The organism is Humidesulfovibrio sp. (genome assembly GCF_030689645.1).
In the GTDB taxonomy this organism is placed as follows: domain Bacteria; phylum Desulfobacterota; class Desulfovibrionia; order Desulfovibrionales; family Desulfovibrionaceae; genus Humidesulfovibrio.
The window spans coordinates 1-22,856 of record NZ_JAUYFU010000109.1 but is presented as its reverse complement, the minus strand read 5'-3'; the positions used below and the strand labels follow the sequence as shown (position 1 = coordinate 22,856).

Sequence of the window (22,856 nt, the reverse complement as noted above, 5' to 3'; positions counted from 1 at the left end):
TCTGTGGCTCAAGAACCAGGGAAGCCTGTCCTGGCCGGAAATGATGCAGATCTTCAACACCGGCATCGGCTACGTGCTCATCGCTAAAAAGGATGTTGCCGAGGACATCATGAACCGCCTGTCGGGCATGGACGTGGCCGGTTTCGTCATTGGCGAGATCAAGACCCGCGTGGACGACCAGGAGCAGGTGCAGGTGCACTTCCCGGAGTAGCCTGCAACGCAGCATCACAACACAAAAAGCCCCGGTTCGCCGGGGCTTTTTGTATTCCGGCGGACCGGCACGCCAAAAAAGCGCGCCTAGTAGCCCAAGTCCTCGCCCACAAGCACCACATGGATGCGGTCCTTGATGGTCGAGCCCTCGATGACGACCCAGGAATTGCAGATTTTCGTCTCGCTGCGGCAGTTGTGGCAACGGCCGTCCTCCACGCAGGGATTCTTGAGCCCCAGGGCTCCGGCCAGGCGGATATTATTGGCCGGGGCGGCGATGGTGCGCACGCGGGCAAAGGCGGCATCGAGGTCGGCCACCACCTTGTTCATGCCCACAAGCAGCAACACCTTGCGCGGCCCGAAAAGCATGCCCGCCACGCGGTTGCTCATGCCGTCCAGATTCACCAGCCTCCCGTCCAGGGTGAGGGCGTTGCTGCTGGTGACCAGCACGTCGGCCAGCAGCGCCTGTCGGCGGAGCTCGAAAGCCTCCGCCGGAGTCATGCCCGGAGCATAAGGGTCCATGAGCGTCACGCCGGGCAGGCCGCCGATGGCCTCCCATAGCCCGAGGCGCCCGACGGACTCCGAGCCGCAGCGGCTGACGCTGGCCGGATTGGGGATAAGCCGCAAAACCTCGGCCTTGGCCTCCTGGGCCGTGGCGCAATAACTGGCGGCAATGCGCCTGTGGCCGAACTGCTTGATGAGATGCGCAGAGAGCTTCTCCCGCTGCTGAAGAACCGGCGTTTCCATGAAAATCCTCCTTGCCCGACGTGTGGGCCACTATGCCCTCAGCCCAAGACGCCAGTCAATCACACGAGTGTTCGTATCAATCCAAACACCCCCATTGACCTTCCCAAAACAAAATACTACGCATAGTATAAAAATTTCTCTGAGGTCCGATGCGAGGAGAAGCCAGGAACAACCATCGCCCGCGCAGGGCAAAGCTGCTTTCGCTCCGGCGTCTGGCATGCCCTCGGGGTTTGCCTGCCGCCGCTGCTTGGTCTCCGAGGCAACCTCATGCCCGCCGCCCTCGTTCGATTGTCATATGGGCACTGCACCAGCAGCCATCTACACCCCGCCTTTCTTGGGCGAACCGCGATTATCACCCGAACCCCAGAGAAAACATGGCAACCGATACAGAGTCTACGTTGACTTTGTCGTGGCGGCTGCTACTATGTTTCAAACGCTGAGCAGGAGTTCTCATGCCCCCCACCCCCCACGGCACCACAGCGAAATCTGGAGAAGATTGCCCGGAGTCAGGCCTGTGGGAGGTTGTCGGCCATCCGGAATCGGCCGCCGAACTTTTCAGGGGGAACATCATGCCGCCCTGGTGCGGCAAGAGCGTCACCTGGCGGCTGGTGCGCCCCAAGTGATGCCCAAACGCAAAAAGCCCCCGGCGTGGAGTGCTACGCCGGAGGCTTCGTCATTCTTTGTGTCCGCTAGCGCGAGCCGATGTCCAGACTGTCGCTGTAGGCCGTCTCGGTATGCTCGGCCTGGTCCAGCCCCTGCGACTCGGCCTCCGGGGCCAGACGCAGCCCCATGGTCTTATCCACAAGCTTCAAGAGCGCCCAACTGAGAACCAGGGCATATGCCACCACAACGCCAGCGCCCAAGGCCTGGATGCCGAACTGTGCAGGATTGCCGTAGAACAGGCCGTCCACGCCTGCGGCGTTCACGCCCTTGGTGGCCAGCAGGCCCGCCATGAGGGTGCCGATGAGCCCGCCCAAGCCATGAATGCCCACAACGTCCAGACTGTCGTCGTAACCCATGCGCGCCTTGGCCAGCACGCCCAGGTAGCAGGCCCCGCCCGCCACCAGGCCGATGACCATGGCCGAAGGCGCAGTGACGAAGCCCGCAGCCGGGGTGATGGTGGCCAGACCAGCCACAGCCCCGGAAGCCGCACCCAGTGTGGTGGGCTTGCCCCGGTGCCACCACTCAACGATGGTCCACATGGCCATGCCCGCCATGCCGCCCATGTGGGTGGACACAAAAGCCGTGGCCGCCACGCCGTCAGCGGCGAGGGCGCTGCCGCCGTTGAAGCCGAACCAGCCAAACCACAAAAGCCCCGTGCCCATGAGGGTCATGGGCAGGTTGTGCGGGAAGAACTGCCGCCTGCCGTAGTCGCGCCGGGGGCCCACCACGAACACGGCGGCCAGGGCCGCTGCGCCGCAGGTCAGATGCACCACGATGCCCCCTGCGAAGTCAACGACGCCAAGAAGCTTGAGCCAGCCGCCGGAGCCCCAGACCCAGTGGCACACGGGGTTGTAGACCAGCAGCGCCCAAAGCAGGCTGAACACCAGAAAGGGGGCGAAGCGCACGCGCTCGGCAAAGGCGCCGGTGATGAGCGCCGGTGTGATAACCGCGAACATGCACTGATAGATCATGAACACGGAGTGCGGGATGGTGGCAGCGTAGTCCGGGTTTGGCGCAGCGCCCACGCCGGATAGCCAGGCCCAGGCCAGATTGCCGGTGATCCCGCCCACGTCGGGCCCGAAGCTCATGGAGTAGCCCAGAATCACCCACTCGAAGGTGATGAGCGCGATGAGGAAGAAACTCTGCATAAAGGTGCCCAGCACATTCTTGCCGCGCACCATGCCGCCATAAAACAGGGCCAGGCCCGGCGTCATGAGCAGCACAAGGGCCGCGCAAATGAGGACGAATGCGGTGTCTCCCGCCTGGATCATATGGCTCTCCCTCGTCGTGGGGCGCGGAAGGAAGGTTCCCGGCGCTGGTTCCGCCGACCGGGCTGAAAGGGAGCGCCGCCTGCCCCGTACGGCGACAGGGCATTCATAGACAGAATCCTTTATCGAGGAAAGACAAATTTTCAGTCTGTTTTGACAAAAACGTATTCTTTGAATTCTCAACACCATTTTAATATAAAAAAAATAACACAAAAGCCGCACACACTGATCCTGATCCATGCGACTATTGGTTTTTTTGCCAATTCCGGCAGCAGGCCCACCAGGCCGGCAGCCCGGCAGAAGCATTGCGCACCGTTCTGGCCTCTGCTATCCCTGGCCCCTGCCCGATGGCGTGCCGCGAATCCTCGCCAGAACGCGCCCAGCGCAGATACAGGACCCGGTTATGTCCGCCCAAGAACCGGACCAGCCACGCATCGACAGCGCCGCCGACCAAAAGCTTTTGAGCTTCGAGTTCGCGGCCATCTGCGCCATCAGCGTGCTGGCCTTCTGCAACATATCCATCTTCTATGGCTTCTACAGCTACCTGACGGAGCTGGGCATACCTCCGGCGTGGCGCGGCCCGCTCCTGGCCCTTGAGCCCCTTACGGCGCTCGTCGTGCGCCCCTTCCTGGGCCGCTATTTGTCCCTCAAGAACGGGGTGCAGTTCATGCGCGCTGGCATGGCCCTGGCGACGGTCTCGCTGCTTTGCTACCCCTTTGCCTCTACCATCCCTGTGCTGGCGGTCGTGCGCATCCTGCACGGCCTGGGCTTCGTCACCGTGGTGGCCGGGCTCATGGGCACCCTGATGGCCTTCTTGCCGCGCGATAAAAGCGCCCAGGGCTTCGGCCTGTTTTCAGCCACAATCCTGTTGCCCTACGCCATCATGCCGCCCTTCGTTGAAATGCTGCTGCCCCACCTCTCAAGCCACGGCCAAGCCTACGCGTTGGCCGCGCCGCTCATGCTCCCGGCCTTTCTGCTGCTGGTGCCCCTGGGACGGCGCAGCCGGGCCCGCGCAGCCGTCTTGCCCGCCTCGCACCTGGAGCGGCCAGGCTGGAGCGAAGTGCGCTTGGCCTTCAAGTCTCTCGGCGTCATGCTGCTTGTGACAGCCAATTTCTTCCTGGTGGCGGCCCACGCCATCGTGTTCTTCTTCATGCGCGACTTCGCCGCCGGCATCGGCGCGGTCAACCCCGGCGCATTCTTCACCTGCGCCAACGCCACGACCATTTTCGTGCGCGTGCTGGGCGGCAACCTCCTGAACAGAATCGACAAGGTGCGAACCCTTCTCGCAACCTTCCTTGGGCTCGGCATTCTGGTGCCGCTGTTCGCCCATGCGGGCAAGCCAGCGGCGCTCCTGGGCATGGCTGCGCTCTACGGCACAGGCATGGCGCTGACCATGCCGCTCATCAACTCCAGCATGTTCAACATCTCTTGTCCGCGCCTGCGCGCCTACAACGCTAATCTGCTTATGGTGGCGGTGGATGCGGGGTTCTTTGTGGGGCCGTTCCTGGGCGGGGCCATCATGGCCGGGGAGTTGGGACATGCTGTCTTATTCGGCATTGCAGGCGCTCTCATGTTCGCCGCCGCACTCTGCGTTCGGCCCGTGGCGCGCATCATGGCCGAAAACGAAATACAGAAGTAGAAGGGGACGCGCTGCGGCAACATTCTGGCGCCCGCCCTTCACAAAGATGCGCGAGAATGTGGTGCTTTTTTTCTTGACTTGTTCGTTTTTTCACATATCTTTCATACTGAATAAAGCCTCATGCCAAGCCCTGCCTCACGGGGTCGCGACAGGGTTCAGCTTCGACCAAGACCCCTAATTGCACTGTGCATCCAAACCAAGGGGGCTACTCATGAAGATTCTCGTCGCAGTTGATCCGTCCGATTCCGCCCTGCTGCCCGTTTCGCGCGCCGCCGCCATGGCCAAGAAGGAAGGGGCCGAGTTGACGCTCCTCGCCGTGGCCGAAGCCGTGGAAGACATGGAGAGCCTGTTCGGCGCCACCGCCACCGACCGCCTGCGTGAGAAGGCCTCGAAGGCGCTGGGCGCAGCCAAGGCCTTGGCCAAGGCAGCCGGGGTCGAGGCCAAGGAAATACTGGATTCTGGAGTATCGCCTGAAGAGATCATTGTGGACGCCGCGCAAAAGGGCGGCTTTGATCTCATCGTCATGGGCACGCGCGGCAAGAAGGGCGCACGCAAGCTGTTCCTGGGCAGCGTGGCCGCCAAGGTCATCGCCCTGGCCCCCTGCTCCGTGCTCGTTGTGCGCTAAACCCGCACGCCCGGTTTTTCTACGATGCGCCCGGTTCTGGTCATGCGGCCAGGACCGGGCGTTCCTGCGCGCGGCCAGGTTCAGCTTGGCAGACGCAGGTGCAGCAACGGAAAGGGCCTGCCCTGGCCGTCCAGGGCCGAACGCCCCGCCACCTCAAAGCCCAGGCGCAAGTAAAAGCCCAGGGCCTGCGGGTTCTGCTCGTTCACATCCACCTCGCGCACGCCCAGCGCGCCCATGGCATGCCGCGCCAACCGCCCGCCCAGGCCCTGGCCCCTGTGCTCCGGGTGGACGAAAAGCATCTCCAGACGCTCCCCCGCCGTACCCATGAAAGCCAGTATCTCGCCCTGGGTCCCGCACAGGCAGCGCAGCTCAACCAGATCGAAATATTCGTTCATGATCTGCGGCCTCAGCGCAGCGATGTCCGCCTCGGACAAGAAATCGTGGGTGGCGCGCACCGAAGCCTCCCAAAGCGCCAGCAGCTCCACCCGCTCAGCTTGCTCCACGCCGCGCACTGCACTGTCCATACTCACTTCTCCTTCATCCTCGCAAATAACATCCGCATGCCGCACCCTGCCGGAGCCCATGGTCAGGGTTCTATTCGCCCTGGCGACGCGTCGTCAAGAATCCCCCCGGCCCGCTGCTCCCTGGACGCTTGCCCTCGGGCATCCACTCACGTAAGAGCGCGCGCATGGACATCTCTGATCGTTACCTTGGCCGTCCCTGGCACGCGCTGGCGCTTTTTTCCGGCGGACTGGACAGCATTCTCGCCATTAAAGTCTTGCAGGAACAGGGGTTGAACGTCCTTGGCCTGCACTATGTGAGCCCGTTTTTCGGCAAGCCGCACCTGCTGGACCACTGGAAGAAAACCTACGGCATCGAGGCGTTGCCCGTGGATGTGCGCCGCCTGTACCTGGACATGCTGGTGGCCCCGGAGCACGGCTACGGCAAGCACATGAACCCCTGCGTGGACTGCAAGATCCTCATGCTGCGCCACGCGCGCGGCCTGCTGGAGCGCTTCGGCGCCAGCTTCCTGGTTTCCGGCGAGGTGCTGGGCCAGCGGCCCATGAGCCAGCGCGCCGACGCCCTGAACCTCATCCGCAAGGGCGCGGGCGTGGCCGACATTCTTTTGCGCCCCCTCTCGGCCCAGAAGCTCGGCCCCACGAAGATGGAAACCTCCGGGCTGGTGGACCGTTCGCTTCTGCCGGGCATCTGGGGCCGGGGCCGCCGTGAGCAGCTGGACCTGGCCGCGCACTTCGGCATCACCGACATCCCCACCCCGGCTGGCGGCTGCCGCCTGGCCGAGGCCGAACCCGCCGCGCGCTACCTGCCCATCATCATCAATATGGCCGAGCCAGGACCGCGTGACTTCCACCTCTCGCACCTGGCGCGGCAATACTGGGCCGGGCCCTACTGGCTGTCCATAGGCCGCAACGAGCAGGCCAACGAAGCCCTGGAGGCCGCCTGCGGACCGAACGACCTGCGCTTCCGGCTCAAGGACGTCACCGGTCCCCTGGCCCTGGGACGGCAGTATGCGCCGAAAGCTCCCACCGACGCCCGCCCCGAAGCCTGGCCGGAGCATGTGCTGGCCGACGCCGCAGCCTTTGCCGCCTCGTACTCCCCCCGCGCACGGGCCGAGGCCGAGGCCGGACATCAGGTGACCGTGCTTCTGCTGCGCGGCGGCGAGGTCACCGAACTCTCCGTCATCCCGGCGCGGCAGACGCCCCTCAATTGGGCCGAACCCAAGAGCAGCGCCCTGAACGCCTGGAAAAAGCGCAAGCCCTAGGTTGCAGCGCCAAGTGAACGCGGCCCCGGCAGGACAAAACGTCCTGCCGGGGCCGATTTGTTTTGCCCGTTGCCGTCACGCATTGTCATGGGCGGCCAAACCGGGCATATACGGGTCATGGCGAAACAGCGTGAAGAATTCCTCTGCTCGGCCTGCGGGGCCAAAAGCCCGCGCTGGACCGGGCAATGCTCCGGCTGCGGCGAGTGGAACACAATGCAGGTGGTTGCTGCGTCCTCGGCCCTGGGCGGCTGGAGCGCGCGCGGCACGGGCAAGCGGTTGGCCAGCCTGACCGCGCCCGAGGCCCTGGAAGACCTGGGCGGCGACGCGGTTCACGCCCGGCCAACAGGCATCCCGGCCCTGGACGGCCTGCTCGGATCAGGACTTGTGCCCGGCGCTGCGCTGCTTCTTGGCGGCGAGCCCGGCGTGGGCAAAAGCACCCTGCTTCTGCAATTGGCGGCCTGCCAAGCGGACCTTGGGCAAAAAAGCAACTCCGCGGGCCCCACGGTCTATGTGTCGGGCGAGGAATCCCTGGCGCAGATCCGCAGCCGCGCGAACCGCCTGGGCCTGCTTGGCCCCGGCCTGCTGGCCCTGGCCACCAACAACGCCGACGAGGCCCTGAACGTCGTGGCCGACATGGGGACGCAGCCCGGCCTGATCATCGTCGATTCCGTGCAGACTCTTGCCAGCCCCCGCGCCGAGGGCATCCCCGGCAGCGTAAGCCAGGTGCGCGCCGTGGCCGGCGAGCTGGTGGAGGCGGTGAAGCGTTCCCAGGCCACCCTGGTGCTGGTGGGCCACGTGACCAAAGACGGCCAGATCGCCGGGCCGAAACTGCTGGAGCACATGGTGGACACCGTGCTCTACCTGGAAGGCGACCGGCGCGACTACTCCCGCGTGCTGCGCGTGCTCAAAAACCGCTTCGGCCCCTCCGACGAACTCCTGGTGTTCACCATGGAGGAAAAGGGGCTGTCCGTGGTGGACGACCCCTCGACATTCTTCCTCGGCGCGCGCGACGCCACCCTCTCCGGCGCAGCGGTGTCCGTGGCCATGGACGGCCAGCGACCATTTGCTGTTGAAATTCAGGCTCTTGCCACCAAGAGCTTTCTGGCCATCCCGCGCCGCGCCGCCCTGGGCTTTGACGCCAACCGCCTGCACCTGCTCTTGGCCGTGCTGGAAAAGCGCCTCAAGCTGCCCCTGGGCCAATTCGACATCTACGTGAAGCAGGGCGGCGGCCTGGCCCTGCGCGACCCCGGCCTGGACCTGGGGCTTGCGGCCGCCGTGCTTTCCTCGTACTACGACGCGCCGTTGCCCGAGGGCGCGGTGTTCTGGGGCGAGCTGGACTTGAACGGCCATGTGCGCCCGGTGGCCGGACACGAAACGCGCCTCAAGCAGGCCTCGCGCCTGGGCTACGCCCCGCTGCTGCACTCCGGCACCTGCAAGACATTGGACGACCTGCGCCGCGCCCTGTTCGGCAAGGCCCAGGCCTGATGGACCCTCATTCAAGCATAAGGAGACGCTGATGCTGCCCACCGCTTTTCTGTTCCCCGGCCAGGGCTCGCAAGAGCTGAACATGGGCCGCGACGTTGCCGAGGCCCAGGCTTCGGCAATGGACCTCTGGCTGCTGGCCGAGAAGCACTCCGGCCTCAAGCTGCGCGAAATATACTGGGGCGCCCAAGACGCCGCCCCGGCCCCGGAAATGAGCGACACAAAAGCCCTGCAGCCCGCCCTCACCGTGGTCAACGTGAGCCTGTGGCTGGCGCTGAAGGACAAGGCCGCGTCCATGCAGACCATCGGCGCGGCGGGCCACAGCCTGGGCGAGTTCTCGGCCCTCGCCGCTGCGGGCGTGCTGGGCGTGGAGGATGTCGTCAAGGCCGTGTGCGAGCGCGGCAAGCTCATGGCCGGCGCGGGCAAGGAAGGCCACGGCATGGCTGCGGTAGTCAAACTGCCGTTGCAAACCGTGGAGCAGATCGTGGACAAGGCCGCCAAGCAGAGCGGCGCGTTCCTGCGCATCGCCAACCACAATTCCCCGGCCCAGTTCGTGCTTTCCGGCGAAAAGCCCGCCCTCGACGCCGCAGCCGCGCTGGTGAAGGAAGCCAAAGGCCGCGCAGTGCCCCTGGCCGTTTCCGGCGCGTTCCACAGCCCGCTCATGAGCGAGCCCGCCAACGCCTTCGCCAAGGTGCTGGACGGCCTGCGCTGGCAGCCCCCACAGTTCCCGGTGTGCATGAACGTCACCGGCCTGCTGGAGCGCGACCCCGGCGTGCTGAAGGCCATGCTCACGGCGCAGATGACGTCATCCGTGCTATGGACCACCACCATGCAGTCGCTCTACGGCGCTGGCGCGCGGCGGTTTGTGGAGCTCGGCCCCAAGGCCGTCTTGACCAAGATGGTGGGCCAGAACCTGGAAGACGTGAACGACGCCATCGCCCAGAGCGCGGGCAGCATGGACGCCCTCATGGCGCTCTAGCCTCCGCCCATCGCAAAACAACGCGGCCCGGCTGCCCTTTTGGGGGTGGCCGGGCCTTTCTGCATTCTACAAAAGCTCGGGGCGGGCTAGAACTTGCGGTCCGGCCTCTGGAAGATCTTGGCTTCGGCCCGCACCGTGTTCTTGCCCAGGTGGTTGATGCGGTTCACGGAGTCGATGGCCTGGCGGCGCAGGATGGGCAAGAGGTCCGAGCGCTCCAGGAACCCCGCGAAGTCCTTGTTCGCGGTGATGCCCGGCCCGAGGATAAAGCCGTCCTCGACCTTGGGATCAACACGCACGTCGCCCTCGTCCAGCACCACTTCCGAGCCGGTTGCCCGGCTCAGCATATCGCGCAGGAACGCAGCGAAGGCGTTCTGCACGTCCTGGGTGCTCTCGGCGCTGTTCACGCGCTGGCGCAAGGAGCGCGACAACTCGTTCTCGTGCTTGGTCAGGGATGAATCCGCGTGCATAGGGGCCTCCCGTGTTTATGGGAATTTTACTTATGCTCGAATATCCATCGGATCGCAGGCAAAGTAAAGGGGCATGAGATCTGGCGGAGGCACAAAAAAGGCCCCGTCTTCCAACGGGGCCTTTGGTTTCAGCTTGGTCGCAAGCCTTGCGGCCTACTCTTCTTCGTGATCGTGGGCGAACCAGGATTCGGCCAGGATGGGGCCGTAGTAGATGGCCTCGTCCTCCAGGTCCTCCTCGATGCGCAGGAGCTGGTTGTACTTGGCCAACCGGTCGCTGCGGCACAGGGAGCCGGTCTTGATCTGCCCGGCGTTCACGGCCACGGCCAGGTCGGAGATGAAGGCGTCCTCGGTCTCGCCGCTGCGGTGCGACACAACCGTGGTGTACGCGGCCTGCTTGGCCATCTCGATGGTGTCGAGGGTCTCGGTGACGGTGCCGATCTGGTTCAGCTTGATGAGGATGGAGTTGGCCACGCCGCGCTCAATGCCCTCGGCCAGGATGTCCGGGTTGGTGACGAACACGTCGTCGCCCACCAGCTGGATGTCGTTGCCCATGCGGTCGGACATGCTGGTCCAGCCCTCCCAGTCGCCCTCGGCCATGCCGTCCTCAATGGAGACGATGGGGAAGCGCGACACGAGGTCGGCGTAGTAGTCGATGATCTCGGCGCTGGACAGGATCTTGCCCTCGCCCTTCAGGTTGTACTTGCCCTTGTCGAAGAACTCGCTGGCGGCGCAGTCCATGCCCAGGGCGATCTCGTAGCCGGGGTTGTAGCCCGCGGCCTCGATGGCGCGGATGATGTACTCAAGGGCCTCGGCGTGGCTCTTCAGGTTGGGGGCGAAGCCGCCCTCGTCGCCCACGCTGGTCACGTGGCCGTCCTTGGCGAGGATCTCCCGCAGCATGTGGAAGGTCTCCGCGCCCATGCGCAGGGCGTCGGCAAAGGTCTCTGCGCCAAGGGGCAGGATCATGAACTCCTGGATGTCCAGGTTGTTGGGCGCGTGGGCGCCGCCGTTGATGATGTTCATGAGGGGCACAGGCAGCAGCTTGGCGTTGACGCCGCCCAGGTACTGGTACAGCGGAATGCCCAGGAAATTCGCCGCAGCGCGCGCATTGGCCATGGACACGCCCAGAATGGCGTTGGCGCCCAGGCGGCCCTTGTTGTCCGTGCCGTCCAGGTCGATGAGCGAATTGTCCAGCGCCACTTGGCGCAGTCCGTCCATGCCCACGATGGCGTTGGCGATTTCCTCGCGGATATTGTTCACCGCGACGCTGACGCCCTTGCCGCCGTAACGTTTCTTGTCGCCGTCGCGCAGTTCGAGCGCCTCGCGGCTGCCGGTGGAGGCGCCGGAGGGTACGGCCGCACGGCCGGAAGCGCCGGATTCGTAGGTAACCTCGACCTCAACTGTGGGATTGCCGCGGGAATCCAGAATTTCGCGGGCCCAGACAGCGATAATGGTGCTCATATGTGCTCCTTGGTTTTGTGAACCGTGGTGTCAGACGAAGTGTCGCATGCAGAGCAATATATCATTTCTGTCACGGATTCAAATACTCTCCCGTGACATTTTGCGGACAGAATTCGGAAGAAGGCTTTACCGCGACGCAAGCCAGGCGCGCCAGAGTCCTTCCATGAGCAGATCCTCACGCACTTCGTGAATGGCTGGGCACACTTCCGCGATGCGCGCGGCGAAGCCCCCGGTGGCGACCAGCCGCACCTCGGCCTCGCGACCGGGCAGAAGCGTTGCGGCAAGCCGCCGGGCCAGGCCGTCCACCATGGCCGCAAAGCCATGAATGAGTCCGATGTTCAGGCTCTGGGATGTGCTGGTGCCGATGTCCAGACCGCCATCGGCGCGTGCGGGGCCGGTTTCCAGGGTGATGTGCGGCAGCTTGGCCGTGCCCGTGGCCAAAGCCCGCGCAGAGGACAAAACGCCCGGACAGATGAGCCCGCCCACGAAGGCTTCACCCACCACGCAATCGAAAGTGGTGGCGGTGCCGAAGTCCACCACCACGAGGGCCGGTGCGCTGGAGAGCTGCCGCGCGGCGTAGGCCGTCACCAACCTGTCCGCGCCAACCTCTGCGGGCCGCGCGTAGCGGTTCTCGATGGGGATGGGGATGTCGCCCGGAGCGAAATGCACCTGACGGTCGAAAAAGCGCGCCGCTGCACGGGAAAGCACCGGGTTCATGGGCGGCACCACCGAGGAAGCCACGAAGCCAGCCACCTCGCCGGGGGTCACGTTCTCCACCCGGCAAATGTCCAGCAGCTTGAGGCCCCAGCCATCAGAGGTGCCCACGTTGCCGGAGGGCGCCGTGGGCAGCGCATAGCAGGAGATGAGCCCCTGGCCGGGACGGGCCAGGCCCACCTTGACGTTGGTGTTGCCTACGTCGAGCAGAATCACTGTATCCATTTACCGTTCCTGCAGGGAAGCCTTTAAAGGGTAGTAGGCGCAGCTGGTGCCGGGTCAAATACATAGGAACAATTCGTTGCCAGCGCGCCCTGCTCGGTGTATTGCCGCATCATAGACATCCGTCAAGGAGAATACACATGGATCCCGTCCGGCTCATTCCGGCTGCCGAGGCCATTCCCTCCCCCTGGGGCTGGTTCGAAGCCTTGCTCGTGCTCACCTTCGCCCTGCACATCCTGTTCATGAACCTCACCGTCGGCTCGGCGGTCATCGCCTTTTTCGGCCGCCTGACGGGCAAGCACACCGACCTGGCCCACGAACTGGGGCACCGCACCCCCACCCTCCTGGCCCTGACCATCAACTTCGGCGTGGCCCCGCTGCTCTTCGTGCAGGTGCTCTACGGGCAATTCCTGTACACAAGCTCGGTGCTCATGGCCGGCTGGTGGCTCTCGGCCATCGCCGCCGTAATCATCGGCTATTACGGCCTCTACGTGCATGACGCCAAGTTCCACTCCGCGCCGGGCGTCTCGCGCCTTGCGCTGGCTGTGTCGCTCTGCTTCCTGCTGTACACAGGCTTCCTGCTCGCCAACAACATGACGCTGATGCTTCGGCCCGAAGCCTGGACCGCCTACATGGACAACCCGCGCGGCAGCCTGCTGAACCTTTCCGATCCCACCCTGTGGCCGCGCTACACCCACGTGCTGCTGGCCGCACCCGCCGTGGCAGGGCTGTATGTCGCGATTTTGGGGCAAAAGAAGCGCCGCCCAGACTGGGTGGACCTTGGGCTGGCCTGGTTCACGCGCATCACCATGGTGCAGATCCTGGTGGGCGGCTGGCTGCTCATGGCTCTGCCAAGGCCTGTGATGCTTGCCTTCATGGGGCAAAGCCCCCTGGCCACTGGCCTGTTGGGCGCAGGCGTGCTGCTGGGACTGGCTGGCCTCATGGCGGGCGTGCAGAAGAAGCCGGCCCTGGCGGCCGTGCTCACCGTGGGCTCGGTGCTGTTCATGGCCGTCACCCGCAGCCAGGTGCGCCTGTTCACGCTGGCCCCCTACTTCACCCCGGCCAGCCTGCCGGTCAAGAACGAGATAACGCCGCTGCTTATGTTCGTGGTCTCTCTCGTCCTTGGACTCGCTGTCATCGCCTACATGCTCAAGCTATATTTCAAGACGGCCCCCAAAGCGGCGGGGAAGGGGTAAGCCATGGAATATCCAATCTGGCACCTGGGATCCCTGGCCGGCGGCTTCTGGATCGCGCTCATCGGCACTTTTCACGTGTTTCTGGCCCACTTCGCCGTGGGCGGCGGGCTCTACCTTGTCCTCTCGGAGATTTACGCCCGCAGGCTGAACAGCCCGGTGCTCATCGCCCATGTCAAGAAGCACACGCGCTTCTTCCTGCTCATCACCATGGTTGCGGGCGGCGTAACGGGCGTGGGCATCTGGTTCACCATCGGGCTCTTGTCGCCCCAGGCCACCAGCACGCTGATCAAAGTCTTCGTATACGGGTTCGCCACGGAGTGGGTGTTCTTCCTGGCCGAGATAATCGCCCTGATCATCTACTATTACGGTTTCGACCACATGGACCCGGCGGACCATATCCGCATCGGCTGGTTTTATTTCCTTTTCGCCTTCCTCTCCCTGTTCATGATCAACGGCATCATCGGCTTCATGCTGACCCCAGGCCAGTGGCTCGCCACGCGCAGTTTCTGGGACGGCTTCATGAACCCCAGCTTCTGGCCGCAACTGGTGCTGCGCACGGGCATCTGCCTGTCCATGGCCGGTCTGTTCGGCTTCGTCACCGCCACACGCATCAGCGACGAGCTTTCCCGCGAACGCATGGTGCGCATGGCCGCAGCCTGGACCATCCTGCCGCTCATCGTCTGCATTGGCGCGGGCTGGTGGTACATCAAGGCGCTGCCCCTGCCCCAGTATGAAATGGTCATGCTCCGCTCGGCGCGAATCTCCGGCTTCGTGAAGTACTTCGAGATCTTCGCCGGGGCAGCGGCCCTTGGAGCCCTGGTGCTGGCGGTCAAGACGCCCAGCCGCATCCGCTTCCCCCTGGCGCTTCTTGTGCTGCTCACTGGCTGGGGCATCATCGGCAGCTTCGAGTTCGTGCGCGAAGCCGCGCGCAAGCCCTTCCTCATCTACGACCACACATACTCCAACGGCATCCGCGTCGGCACCGAAGAAACCACAAGCGCCCAGGGCTACCTGGCCACGGCGAAATGGGCGCGCATCCGCGAGGTGACGGCAGAAAACAAGCTGGCCGCTGGGGCCGAGCTGTACCAGCACCAGTGCTCAAGCTGCCACTCTCTCGGCGGCCCCATGAACAACATCAAGCCCTGGACGGCTACCCTCACCCAGCGCGGCATGGTGGCGCTCATCGGAGCCATCTCCAAGGTCAACCCGGCCATGCCGCCCTTTGTGGGCAACCAGGCCGAGAAAGAGGCCCTGGCCTCCTACCTCGCCGAGGTGCTGGGCGGCCACAAGGACGAGGCGCAGGCCGCCGTCGTCCTCACCGGCCAGGACACTGAAATTCCGGCCTTCAACCCGGCCAAGGACGAATACGTGCTGCTGGCCTGGCCCGACCTGGGCATGCACATGGTGGTGGAGTCCCAGGGAGCCTTCTCCCTGCGGCCGCCGCAGCTTGAGCTCAACGCCCAGCTCATCAAGCGCGGCGACGGGCCAAGCAAGATAACCGACAACGTGAACCTGACCTACGCGGTGGAGGGGGGCGCGGCCTCGGGCAACATGAACCCGCGCGAGGGCCGCGACTGGTTCCTGGCCCAGCTCTCGCTTTCGCCCCGCAACCCCGGCGACACCCTGAACCCGTATCCGCTGGCCACCATCGAGGCGCGCGACAAGACCACCGGAGACATCCTTGGCCGCACCCGCGTGGCCCTGCCTGTTTCCGACGAAGTGGCCTGCGCCAACTGCCACGGCGGCGGCGACAGGAAGGGCAACATCAGCGGCGAAACCGGCATGAACATTCTGCGCATTCATGACCGTCTGAACCGTACCCAACTCACCAATCAGGCCAAGGGCGGCAAGCCGGTGCAGTGCACCAGCTGCCACTCCGACCCGCTCACCGGCAAGGAAGGCCGAGGCGATCTCTTGTCTGTTTCCGCCGCCTTGCACGGCTTCCACGCCAACACCCTGAAGGGCCAGGGAGCCGAGGCCTGCGCCCGCTGCCACCCCAGCCGCCCCGACGGCGGCACCCGCTTCCAGCGCGACCTGCACGCCCAGGCAGGGCTCGACTGCGTGTCGTGCCACGGCGCCCTGGAAGACCACGCCCTGGCTCTTCTGAAGCGCGAGGCCGAAGCCTTTGACGGCAAGGGCAAGCGCGGAGCCAAGCGGCTCATCAGCCAGATCACCCCGCAGGGCATGGACAAGAAGGCCATCACGCCCCGCACCGCCTGGGTTCAGACACCGGACTGCCTGGCCTGCCACAAGGACTTCGGCGCGCCAGACCCCACACAGGCCTTCGGCAACTGGACCAAGAAGCCGGACGACCGCTTCCGCTACCGCATGGACGAGATGGGCGCGCTTTCCTGCCCGTCCTGCCACGGCCCGCAGCACGCCCTCTACCCGTCCATAAACCCCTACGGAAAGGACCGCGACGTCATTCAGCCGCTGCAATACCAGAAGCTGGCCCGCCCGCTGGGAGCACGGGGCAACTGCGCCATGTGCCACAAGGTCAAAAAGGACATCGACGCGCACCATCCAAACACGATCAAGAAATAGGCGGCACGCATGATCGCTCGCGAATGGAAATGCCTGTGCCCCACACGGCACCGTGAAGGATTCCTGGTCCACCTGGGGCGCACCGGCGTGCGCGAGGCGCGTGCAACCCCAGGCTACCAGGGGCACCAGGTGCTGGAGCGCATGGACCAGACCTGCCATGCCGGACGCTCCGGCTGCGTGGAGATCGGGCTCACCACCTTCTGGGAATCGTGGGAGGCGGTGCAGGCCTTTGCCGGAAATGACCCGGAACGCGCCGTGCTGTACCCCGGCGATGAACGCTACGAGATCGTGCCCGACAAACATGTACGGCATTACGACGTGCTGGAGCTGGAATTGAAGTAAGTGAATGATGGGGGCCGCCCCAGACCGCAACGGGGGGAGTCATTCCCCCCATCGCCATGTATCGTTAGGGCCGGGACGGGGCTGTCCTTTGGTTGCGCCGTCAAATGTCCTGCTTGTTGCTTTTACCTGTGAGCATTGGAGCAGCGAGGTGAGATGACCAGATGGAAGAATTGCGGCTTCAAGAAATCCTCGCCAGCGTCAGGGCCAGCATAGACAATCCGAATGCAGGTTTGCCGGAAGATGTTTTTTTGTTTATTTCCGCGTTAACCCCCCTCGTAAACGTCGATCTTTTAATCCGCGACCGCAATGGACGTGTTCTCCTCGCATGGCGTGATGATCCGTATTACGAGTGCGGATGGCATGTGCCGGGGGGCATCTTGCGGTACCAGGAAAGCCTTGAGGAAAGGCTGCAAAAGACAGCAGAGCATGAACTGGGGTGCCGCGTCGATGTGGAGCAGCCCCGTTTGGATGTTGTCGAGCTCATTCATCCGGGGCAAAAACACCGGGGCCATTTCCTTACATTCATTTACGCTTGTCGGCTTCCAGATCATTGGGACATACAGCAACAGCCCCAAAGCCCAGGCGAGCCTGGACACCTTGAATGGCATAACACTTTTCCGAAAAACATGATCCCGGTTCATTCCTTCTACAGCAAATATTTCTCCTAAAGCCTGCCAACTGCATTGCCATGCGCTTTAATAGCCCTCGGCTGCTGGCGTGGCGATCCCCCAACCGACATTTTCGGCAGAATCTGCGCCCCCTTGAGCGGGCGGCAGAGCCCCTCGACCAGCATGTTGCGCACGGCATTTTGCCGCTGAGACCCTCACGACAGCCGTTTTGTCGCAGGGAACCGGGGGCTGCGCGGACCTTCGCCAGCCAGCACCGAGCGTCATGCGAGGCGGACTCGCTGCCATTACAGTTTCGGCCACGCCCGACGAGAGGACAGAGGGCGCTCGGCCACACCTGCGAGACAAGGACATGACGGAAAAAGACAACTGGACTTTTGGATCCCTAGGCGGCCGGAAGTGGCTTTGACCTTGAACGGCGAAAGCATGTCTCCCGCATTGCCAGACGCTTTTACGCCACCTTGACGGTCGCGACAGCGAGCTGTATGCAACCCCACGTAAGCAGACGATGTTTTTGTCCCCCCGCATCATGAGACAGAGCCGAAGGCAATCGTCTGTTAACCTCATGGCGTCCACGCGTGCGCCCAAGGGCGCCCACATGGAAGTCGTCCGGCTCTGCGGCGGGCTTGGCACGGGCCTGCGCGCACAGATTATTTGAACAAGCTGTAGGACCAAGGCCGCGCCTGCTGGAAGACCTGGCAAAAGGCGTCACGCACTGGGTCTCCATTTTATTCCTTGATTGCAAAGAGCTTTTGAAGCAATGCGTCGTTCCTTGTCTTGGGTTTCCTGGAATATTCACAGCATATCCATGACAAAAAATTCATGCCTCCCACGCCAGAAGATAGAAGTAGCCTTACTTCAATTCTTTTGTGAGAAAACAAGATGACCAAAAACAGAACCGTAAATCAGCAGAACAGGCATGCGGAAGCTCTCTGCTGGTTCTTGTCTGTCCTGGTCGTGGCAATCGTCATTGCTGTGTGCTACGCGCCGTCGAATATGCTGTTTTGGACAGCGGACAGCGTTGGCATGCGCCAGCAGTTTGCGCATAAGATGATGCTGTGCATTGCCGCCGCTGCGACACTGTTGGCCCCGATGTGCGCGCAGCGAGCCATTCTGCCCGAGAGCTGGGTCAACCAGGTCAATAAGTGGCGTCACGGCATGAGCATTGGCGCAACGGCGCTACTCGCCGCCAGCCTATATTTTGCTTCATACTCACGTGTCGGGCGTGATCAATTTCTCGCGGGGCTTGCCCTCGGGCTTGTGATCCTTGCCGCGCCGAAACTTGCCAAATCCATTTTCGGCATGCGCAGTCGCTTGTGGTACGCGTTGAGTGCTGTGCTGGTCCTCTACTATACGCTTCCAGGGTTCTTTTCCCACATTCTTGCCCCAGGATATGGCCCTGTACTTGACGAGCATTTGTTGGCTTTTTACGCCGGGGCAGGCGGTTTGTTCGACAATATCCCCGCGCGGGATGTTCTCTTTCGTTACAGCATGGTTTGGCCACCATTGCTGTCCGCCGGGCAAGAAATCTTTGGTCGGTTCACTGTCGGCGATTATGCCCGTTTTGGACAGCTTGGATCCGCTCTTTTCTTGCTGTTCTTTGTCACATTCGCTCGCCAATGGGCTCGAAGACCCTTTGTGCTGTTTCTTGTCCTGGCGCTCACCATACCCTGGGTGAACACCTTACACTTCAGCGTTCTGACCCCGACCTCTGGACCACTGCGCTTTATGGGCTTTCCCTTGGCCCTTCTCGTCATGTCGGGCCTCCAAGGCTGCCGGCATCGGGGGGCCGCCCTGTCACTGGGGGTTCTCGGAGCATTCTGCCTGTGTCTAAACATAGAGACTGGCATCAGCATCTTCCTCGGCAGCCTGCTCTACGCCTTGCTGCTCAGCGGCGAGAAAAGTCTCTCTGAGGCAGTTGCGCGCGCAATTCTGTATGGAATCGGGCTCGTCGGCTTCCTGGGCTTATACTATACTGGTCTTGTTTTGCTTTTTGGACCGTTGCCGGTCCGCAACATTCTCTTCAACATTTTTATTTTTTCAGGTTTTACTGGTCTTGACCTAGGCTTGCCTTTGTTTTTTAGTCCAATGCCTTTACTTATCTTCTTGTACACGCTTTACTCACTATTTCGATCAGCAATAAAATGGAATGAGGAAACGCTTACACAACGCGACAGGTTTCGTTTCGCCATCGCGGTTATCCTTTTGGTGTGGGGGGCATACTACTTCAATCGCCCGCACACCTGGAATTTATGGACCTATGTTCTCTTGTTTTGCAGCACAAACGCGCACTTGCTGAGATTTCGAATCAGGCAGAACCAAAAAATCGCTTTTTTGCGGACAAAGCTATCCTGGCCTGCCATATTGTTCGCCCTTGTCGTTCTTCCATATGTTGTGAACCTTAACATCAATGAAGCCAAAGAAGTCGCCCGCAATTTTGTGCCCATCACCAGTTCGGTCAGCAACAAGCAGTATAGTGAAGTCTCTGGAATATATGTCAGCCCGAAGTATGGAGCATCTATCTTGCAACGAATCAGCTACCTGCAACAAAACGCTGACCGACAGACAGTGTGCATCTCGGAGAACATGTTCATCCTTGCGAGCGTAACCCGCTGGAACACCCTCGTGCCGTTCCAGCGGATTACAGGTGATGCTTTTAATCCTGAGCAGCAGCAGCAGTTCATCCAGTCCGTGCTGGACCTGCCGCAGGCTCTCGTGTGCATGGACCCAGACTTTGTGCCTGAAGACCCCAAGGCCTTCAACCGCGCCTACGCCGCAGAGGTTCGTCAGCGCATAACCCAGGCCTATGGAGCGCCCCGGAGCGAGGGCGGCTGGCTGGTATTCGAGCGGAGTGGCTACTAATGTCGAACACGCGCAGAAACGTCACCGCGCTAGCGTTGAACCTGCTGTTCCTGGCGGGCATGGCGGCTGTCTTCTACTACCGTCATAGCGTCTACATTTTTGAGGGCTTTGACGGACAATACGCACTGTTGCGCATACAGCAATATTTCCAATGGCACGACTCCGCGCTGAAAATGTCTTGGTACCCGTTGCAAGGCATGGGCTTCATGTCCGAGTTTGAAGGGATCAGCACACTGCCAGCTTTAGTCTTTATGTCAAATCTACCCCTGCGTGCGCAGATGATCGCCTACTTCGTCATCTGCACTTTGCTGTTGTTTCTCGCTACATACTCTTTGCAATGCGCTTTCGGCATCACCACGCGTCAATCCTTATGTGGGGCATGGGTGTGCGTACTGTGTGTCTTTCCACTACAGTTTCAACCTGTCCCTCTGGGGCCGACTTACGCATACCTGCCATTCTTCTCGTATCTCTTCGCGTTGAGCATCTTCGTGCTCACGTTCTTCCGACTGGCAGGCAGGGGCCCAGGGGTTGGCAACTGGCTGACCTCACTTGCATTCGTGGGGTTCACGGCGGTCACCATCCACGCCAGCTTCAGCAACTTCGCCTTTAGTGCGCCGCTAGTCCTCCTCGGAGGTCTATTCATTTTGCTAGCCAGCGAGGACAAACGGGAGGCGCGCTGGAAGATTGTTCTCTTGCTACTCACGGCTATCATACTGGCTGGCACGGGCCTGCTCACCTGGATGGTCGGCGAGGTCATGCAAAGCGCGCGGTTCAGTCTAACGGCAGAGATAATGGACATCCCCCCAACGCTGACCCGCGTTTCGCTGTTGTTCCACAATGCACGCGGCCCCTGGATCATTATCCCTCTTTCCATTGCAGGCGCGTTCTTCATGCTACGCGACACGCGGCGTGCCATCCGCTTCGCCGGACAGTTTCTGCTAACATACTTTGTCATCATGGCTGTCGTGGCTTACTGCTACCTTAAGCCTTATGACTTCCGCGCCCAGTTGCGACCGCTCTACTATGAGTTCGGCATCCTGCCGTTCTACGCCCTTGCCGCAGCCTATGCCGTCTCCCGACTGTGGACGGCGGCGGCGCGCCGCTGGAGGCGCCTGGATGTTCCGTTCCCCAGCCGCCGCGCACTCCTCCTGGCGGGCTTGATCTATCTCGCAATCTCGGCCATCGGCACCTTCTTCTTCCGCAAGGACAAATTCCCACCACCAGGCCTGGATCACACAGCCATAACCGAGCACTTGGTGCGGGAAACGGCCTTGCCGCCGGGCGGGGCCTTCCGGGGCAGGACGGCATGGCTCACTGCGCCCGAGCAACCGACCATCACACAGGCCCTCCAGGACCCGGATGCAGCGTTTCTAGCCTCCCGGTTATCCGCCGGACAGTTGCTCGCAGAACGCGACGCTGGCATGCTCTTCACCAAGCTCGGCATCCCGACCCTGGAGATATATACATCAAGCCTGAGCCTGCCGTTCTACCTGCTATTTTCTCGGTGCGCGTCAACTGCACCCTGGGGTTACAACCACACGTACTTCTCACGCCTGAACACTTCGCTCTTGGCTGCAGCAGGCGTGCGCTTCGTCATGTCCGCTAGCCAGTTCTCCGCACCAGGCGCAAGCTTGGCCGCGCACGAGGCTGCACATGAAAACACCCCTGCCACCTACCTCTATGAACTGGCCTCACCCAACCTTGGCGGCTACAGCCCGGTTGAATACGCGTTGGCCCCCACAATAAACGAGGCTCTGGACTTGCTGACGGACAAGGACTTCAACTTCGCCCGGCGGGTGGTACTCCACAGGCCTCTGCCCAACGGCACGGCGCTCACCCCCGGCAAGTTCGTCTCACTCACTGTGGAGCCTTCAGGCATACGCATCCAGGCACACTCACAGGGCACCTCACTATTGCTGCTGCCCTTCGAATTTCGCAACAGCATGCGCTGGATTCCTGACAATACCGGACTGTCCCAGGCCCAGCCCCTGCGCGCCAACCTCGCCATGACTGGACTGCTGTTCTCAGGGGCCGTGTCGGGTCTTCTGGAATGTGCGCCAAGCCCTGCCTCTGCCGGATTCTCCAGTCTGCAAACCTTGCTCGACATGCGGGACATGGACCTGAAGGGGCTGCGGCGGAGGGACCTCTCCGGGGCCGACGCCTATGTCCGGTAAATGCCCTTGAACGAAGCCGCAGGGGCATCAACAAGGCCGGGAGAGCGGGTGCAATGCAAACATCGCAACCCTTTAAAACAAACAGCTTTCTGGCCCAACTTGACTTGGCGCTGAAATTGAGGATAGAAAACTACCATGAATGATCAATGCTCAGCACCGCGCCCTGGCCAAGTTGTCCGCCATCCGTCCCTGCCAGGCGCAGGGGTCGTATTGCGTCTTGTGGAATCTTCGGCGCTGGCCGTCATTCAAAGCTCGGAAGCCACGCCGGAAGCAGACATTTTCCACGTCGCCACTGCGGATGGAACAGACCAGTCCCTTCGACTTGATCTTTGGGATACACGCCGTGTGGACATCCACCAGTGCAAAGCCCTGGGATCACTCGCTGATGGGGAGTTGAACCGTCTGGTGCGCGCCATGGGCAAGCAGGCCGCGCGAAGCCATTACGAGGCCTTCCACACCCCACGCCCCTTTGTGCCCGGCACCTCCTCCGTGCCTGTCTCCGGCAAGCGCTACGGAGCGCAGGAGATGGAGAATCTCGTCGATGCGAGCTTCGACTTCTGGCTCACCACCGGCCGCTTCAACGATGACTTCGAGGCTCGGCTGGCTGCTTGGCTTGGCCGCCGCTTCTGCCTCACCGCCAACTCGGGCTCATCCGCCAACCTCTTGGCCATTGCGGCGCTGTGCTCGCCCAAGCTGGGCGAGCGTCGTCTCAAGCCCGGCGACGAAGTCATCACCACCGCCACAGGCTTTCCCACAACTGTGGCGCCCTTGGTTCAGCACGGCCTTGTGCCTGTTTTTCTCGACACGGACCCCGCCACCGGGAACATCCGCCCGGAGCAAATCGCCGGGGCTGTGACC

General features: G+C 62.5%; 19 protein-coding genes and 1 pseudogene. 14 read left to right on the top strand and 6 right to left on the bottom strand.

Annotated elements, in window-relative coordinates:
• Positions 1–211, top strand: a pseudogene (locus Q8O35_RS14240) (phosphoribosylformylglycinamidine cyclo-ligase); the annotation flags it as partial.
• Positions 212–297: 86 nt separating this feature from the next.
• Here Q8O35_RS14240 and Q8O35_RS14235 read toward each other — a convergent pair.
• On the bottom strand, positions 298–954 hold the full coding sequence (locus Q8O35_RS14235) for a lactate utilization protein (RefSeq protein WP_305574496.1): 657 nt from the start codon (positions 952–954) through the stop codon (positions 298–300).
• A 452-nt stretch (positions 955–1,406) separates the two neighbouring features.
• Here Q8O35_RS14235 and Q8O35_RS14230 point away from each other — a divergent pair, with 452 nt between their 5' ends.
• Complete coding sequence (locus Q8O35_RS14230) at positions 1,407–1,577, top strand: hypothetical protein (RefSeq protein ID WP_305574494.1); 171 nt, start codon at positions 1,407–1,409, stop codon at positions 1,575–1,577.
• Between the two features lie 66 nt (positions 1,578–1,643).
• On the opposite strand, the gene Q8O35_RS14225 is transcribed toward Q8O35_RS14230, so the two are convergent.
• Positions 1,644–2,888, bottom strand: a complete 1,245-nt coding sequence (locus tag Q8O35_RS14225; RefSeq protein ID WP_305574492.1) for an ammonium transporter — start codon at positions 2,886–2,888, stop codon at positions 1,644–1,646.
• A 400-nt stretch (positions 2,889–3,288) separates the two neighbouring features.
• On the opposite strand from Q8O35_RS14225, the gene Q8O35_RS14220 reads away from it, so the two are divergent.
• Together Q8O35_RS14220 and Q8O35_RS14215 are read left to right on the top strand one after the other, a co-directional pair.
• Positions 3,289–4,524: an MFS transporter gene (locus Q8O35_RS14220; protein WP_305574490.1), complete on the top strand. Its 1,236-nt coding sequence runs from the start codon at positions 3,289–3,291 to the stop codon at positions 4,522–4,524.
• 211 nt (positions 4,525–4,735) lie between these two features.
• Positions 4,736–5,149, top strand: coding sequence for a universal stress protein (locus Q8O35_RS14215; RefSeq protein WP_305574488.1), 414 nt, complete (start codon positions 4,736–4,738; stop codon positions 5,147–5,149).
• Between the two features lie 80 nt (positions 5,150–5,229).
• On the opposite strand, the gene Q8O35_RS14210 is transcribed toward Q8O35_RS14215, so the two are convergent.
• Positions 5,230–5,673 carry a GNAT family N-acetyltransferase gene (locus Q8O35_RS14210; RefSeq protein WP_305574486.1) on the bottom strand — a complete coding sequence of 148 codons (444 nt, stop codon included), beginning with the start codon at positions 5,671–5,673 and terminating at the stop codon, positions 5,230–5,232.
• Between the two features lie 164 nt (positions 5,674–5,837).
• Here Q8O35_RS14210 and Q8O35_RS14205 point away from each other — a divergent pair, with 164 nt between their 5' ends.
• The 3 genes from Q8O35_RS14205 to Q8O35_RS14195 all read left to right on the top strand — a co-directional run bounded on the left by Q8O35_RS14205 (position 5,838) and on the right by Q8O35_RS14195 (position 9,393).
• Positions 5,838–6,932: a tRNA(5-methylaminomethyl-2-thiouridylate) methyltransferase gene (locus tag Q8O35_RS14205; RefSeq protein ID WP_305574484.1), complete on the top strand. Its 1,095-nt coding sequence runs from the start codon at positions 5,838–5,840 to the stop codon at positions 6,930–6,932.
• A gap of 117 nt (positions 6,933–7,049) precedes the next feature.
• The gene (radA, locus tag Q8O35_RS14200; protein ID WP_305574482.1) at positions 7,050–8,417 is read left to right on the top strand and encodes a DNA repair protein RadA; all 1,368 of its coding nucleotides are present in this window, start codon (positions 7,050–7,052) and stop codon (positions 8,415–8,417) included.
• 31 nt (positions 8,418–8,448) lie between these two features.
• Entirely contained in the window at positions 8,449–9,393 is a 945-nt protein-coding gene (locus tag Q8O35_RS14195) for an ACP S-malonyltransferase (RefSeq protein WP_305574480.1), read from the top strand.
• Positions 9,394–9,479: 86 nt separating this feature from the next.
• Here Q8O35_RS14195 and Q8O35_RS14190 read toward each other — a convergent pair whose 3' ends face one another.
• From Q8O35_RS14190 to Q8O35_RS14180, 3 genes are all read right to left on the bottom strand, one after another.
• A complete protein-coding gene (locus Q8O35_RS14190) occupies positions 9,480–9,860 on the bottom strand; it encodes a hypothetical protein (protein ID WP_305574478.1) in 381 nt (126 codons plus the stop codon).
• A 153-nt stretch (positions 9,861–10,013) separates the two neighbouring features.
• Positions 10,014–11,318 (bottom strand): phosphopyruvate hydratase, encoded by a 1,305-nt coding sequence (eno, locus tag Q8O35_RS14185; RefSeq protein ID WP_305574476.1) that lies wholly within the window; start codon positions 11,316–11,318, stop codon positions 10,014–10,016.
• 126 nt (positions 11,319–11,444) lie between these two features.
• Positions 11,445–12,257 (bottom strand): type III pantothenate kinase, encoded by an 813-nt coding sequence (locus Q8O35_RS14180; protein ID WP_305574474.1) that lies wholly within the window; start codon positions 12,255–12,257, stop codon positions 11,445–11,447.
• A 137-nt stretch (positions 12,258–12,394) separates the two neighbouring features.
• On the opposite strand from Q8O35_RS14180, the gene Q8O35_RS14175 reads away from it, so the two are divergent.
• From Q8O35_RS14175 to Q8O35_RS14145, 7 genes are all read left to right on the top strand, one after another.
• Entirely contained in the window at positions 12,395–13,450 is a 1,056-nt protein-coding gene (locus Q8O35_RS14175) for a hypothetical protein (protein ID WP_305574472.1), read from the top strand.
• Positions 13,451–13,453: 3 nt separating this feature from the next.
• On the top strand, positions 13,454–15,994 hold the full coding sequence (locus tag Q8O35_RS14170) for a c-type cytochrome (protein ID WP_305574470.1): 2,541 nt from the start codon (positions 13,454–13,456) through the stop codon (positions 15,992–15,994).
• A 9-nt stretch (positions 15,995–16,003) separates the two neighbouring features.
• Complete coding sequence (locus Q8O35_RS14165; RefSeq protein WP_305574468.1) at positions 16,004–16,336, top strand: antibiotic biosynthesis monooxygenase; 333 nt, start codon at positions 16,004–16,006, stop codon at positions 16,334–16,336.
• Between the two features lie 161 nt (positions 16,337–16,497).
• On the top strand, positions 16,498–17,004 hold the full coding sequence (locus Q8O35_RS14160) for an NUDIX domain-containing protein (RefSeq protein ID WP_305574466.1): 507 nt from the start codon (positions 16,498–16,500) through the stop codon (positions 17,002–17,004).
• 840 nt (positions 17,005–17,844) lie between these two features.
• Positions 17,845–19,824, top strand: a complete 1,980-nt coding sequence (locus Q8O35_RS14155) for a hypothetical protein (protein ID WP_305574464.1) — start codon at positions 17,845–17,847, stop codon at positions 19,822–19,824.
• A gap of 35 nt (positions 19,825–19,859) precedes the next feature.
• Positions 19,860–21,998: a hypothetical protein gene (locus tag Q8O35_RS14150; protein ID WP_305574462.1), complete on the top strand. Its 2,139-nt coding sequence runs from the start codon at positions 19,860–19,862 to the stop codon at positions 21,996–21,998.
• A gap of 219 nt (positions 21,999–22,217) precedes the next feature.
• On the top strand, positions 22,218–22,856 hold a 639-nt coding region (locus Q8O35_RS14145), incomplete at its 3' end, for a DegT/DnrJ/EryC1/StrS family aminotransferase (RefSeq protein WP_305574498.1).

Excerpts from the sequence above, each read along its gene's own strand:
- Q8O35_RS14235 (WP_305574496.1), bottom strand. The coding sequence starts at position 954 with ATGGAAACGCCGGTTCTTCAGCAGCGGGAGAAGCTCTCTGCGCATCTC.
- Q8O35_RS14230 (WP_305574494.1), top strand. The coding sequence starts at position 1,407 with ATGCCCCCCACCCCCCACGGCACCACAGCGAAATCTGGAGAAGATTGC.
- Q8O35_RS14225 (WP_305574492.1), bottom strand. The coding sequence starts at position 2,888 with ATGATCCAGGCGGGAGACACCGCATTCGTCCTCATTTGCGCGGCCCTT.
- Q8O35_RS14220 (WP_305574490.1), top strand. The coding sequence starts at position 3,289 with ATGTCCGCCCAAGAACCGGACCAGCCACGCATCGACAGCGCCGCCGAC.
- Q8O35_RS14215 (WP_305574488.1), top strand. The coding sequence starts at position 4,736 with ATGAAGATTCTCGTCGCAGTTGATCCGTCCGATTCCGCCCTGCTGCCC.
- Q8O35_RS14210 (WP_305574486.1), bottom strand. The coding sequence starts at position 5,673 with ATGGACAGTGCAGTGCGCGGCGTGGAGCAAGCTGAGCGGGTGGAGCTG.
- Q8O35_RS14205 (WP_305574484.1), top strand. The coding sequence starts at position 5,838 with ATGGACATCTCTGATCGTTACCTTGGCCGTCCCTGGCACGCGCTGGCG.
- radA (WP_305574482.1), top strand. The coding sequence starts at position 7,050 with ATGGCGAAACAGCGTGAAGAATTCCTCTGCTCGGCCTGCGGGGCCAAA.
- Q8O35_RS14195 (WP_305574480.1), top strand. The coding sequence starts at position 8,449 with ATGCTGCCCACCGCTTTTCTGTTCCCCGGCCAGGGCTCGCAAGAGCTG.
- Q8O35_RS14190 (WP_305574478.1), bottom strand. The coding sequence starts at position 9,860 with ATGCACGCGGATTCATCCCTGACCAAGCACGAGAACGAGTTGTCGCGC.
- eno (WP_305574476.1), bottom strand. The coding sequence starts at position 11,318 with ATGAGCACCATTATCGCTGTCTGGGCCCGCGAAATTCTGGATTCCCGC.
- Q8O35_RS14180 (WP_305574474.1), bottom strand. The coding sequence starts at position 12,257 with ATGGATACAGTGATTCTGCTCGACGTAGGCAACACCAACGTCAAGGTG.
- Q8O35_RS14175 (WP_305574472.1), top strand. The coding sequence starts at position 12,395 with ATGGATCCCGTCCGGCTCATTCCGGCTGCCGAGGCCATTCCCTCCCCC.
- Q8O35_RS14170 (WP_305574470.1), top strand. The coding sequence starts at position 13,454 with ATGGAATATCCAATCTGGCACCTGGGATCCCTGGCCGGCGGCTTCTGG.
- Q8O35_RS14165 (WP_305574468.1), top strand. The coding sequence starts at position 16,004 with ATGATCGCTCGCGAATGGAAATGCCTGTGCCCCACACGGCACCGTGAA.
- Q8O35_RS14160 (WP_305574466.1), top strand. The coding sequence starts at position 16,498 with ATGGAAGAATTGCGGCTTCAAGAAATCCTCGCCAGCGTCAGGGCCAGC.
- Q8O35_RS14155 (WP_305574464.1), top strand. The coding sequence starts at position 17,845 with ATGACCAAAAACAGAACCGTAAATCAGCAGAACAGGCATGCGGAAGCT.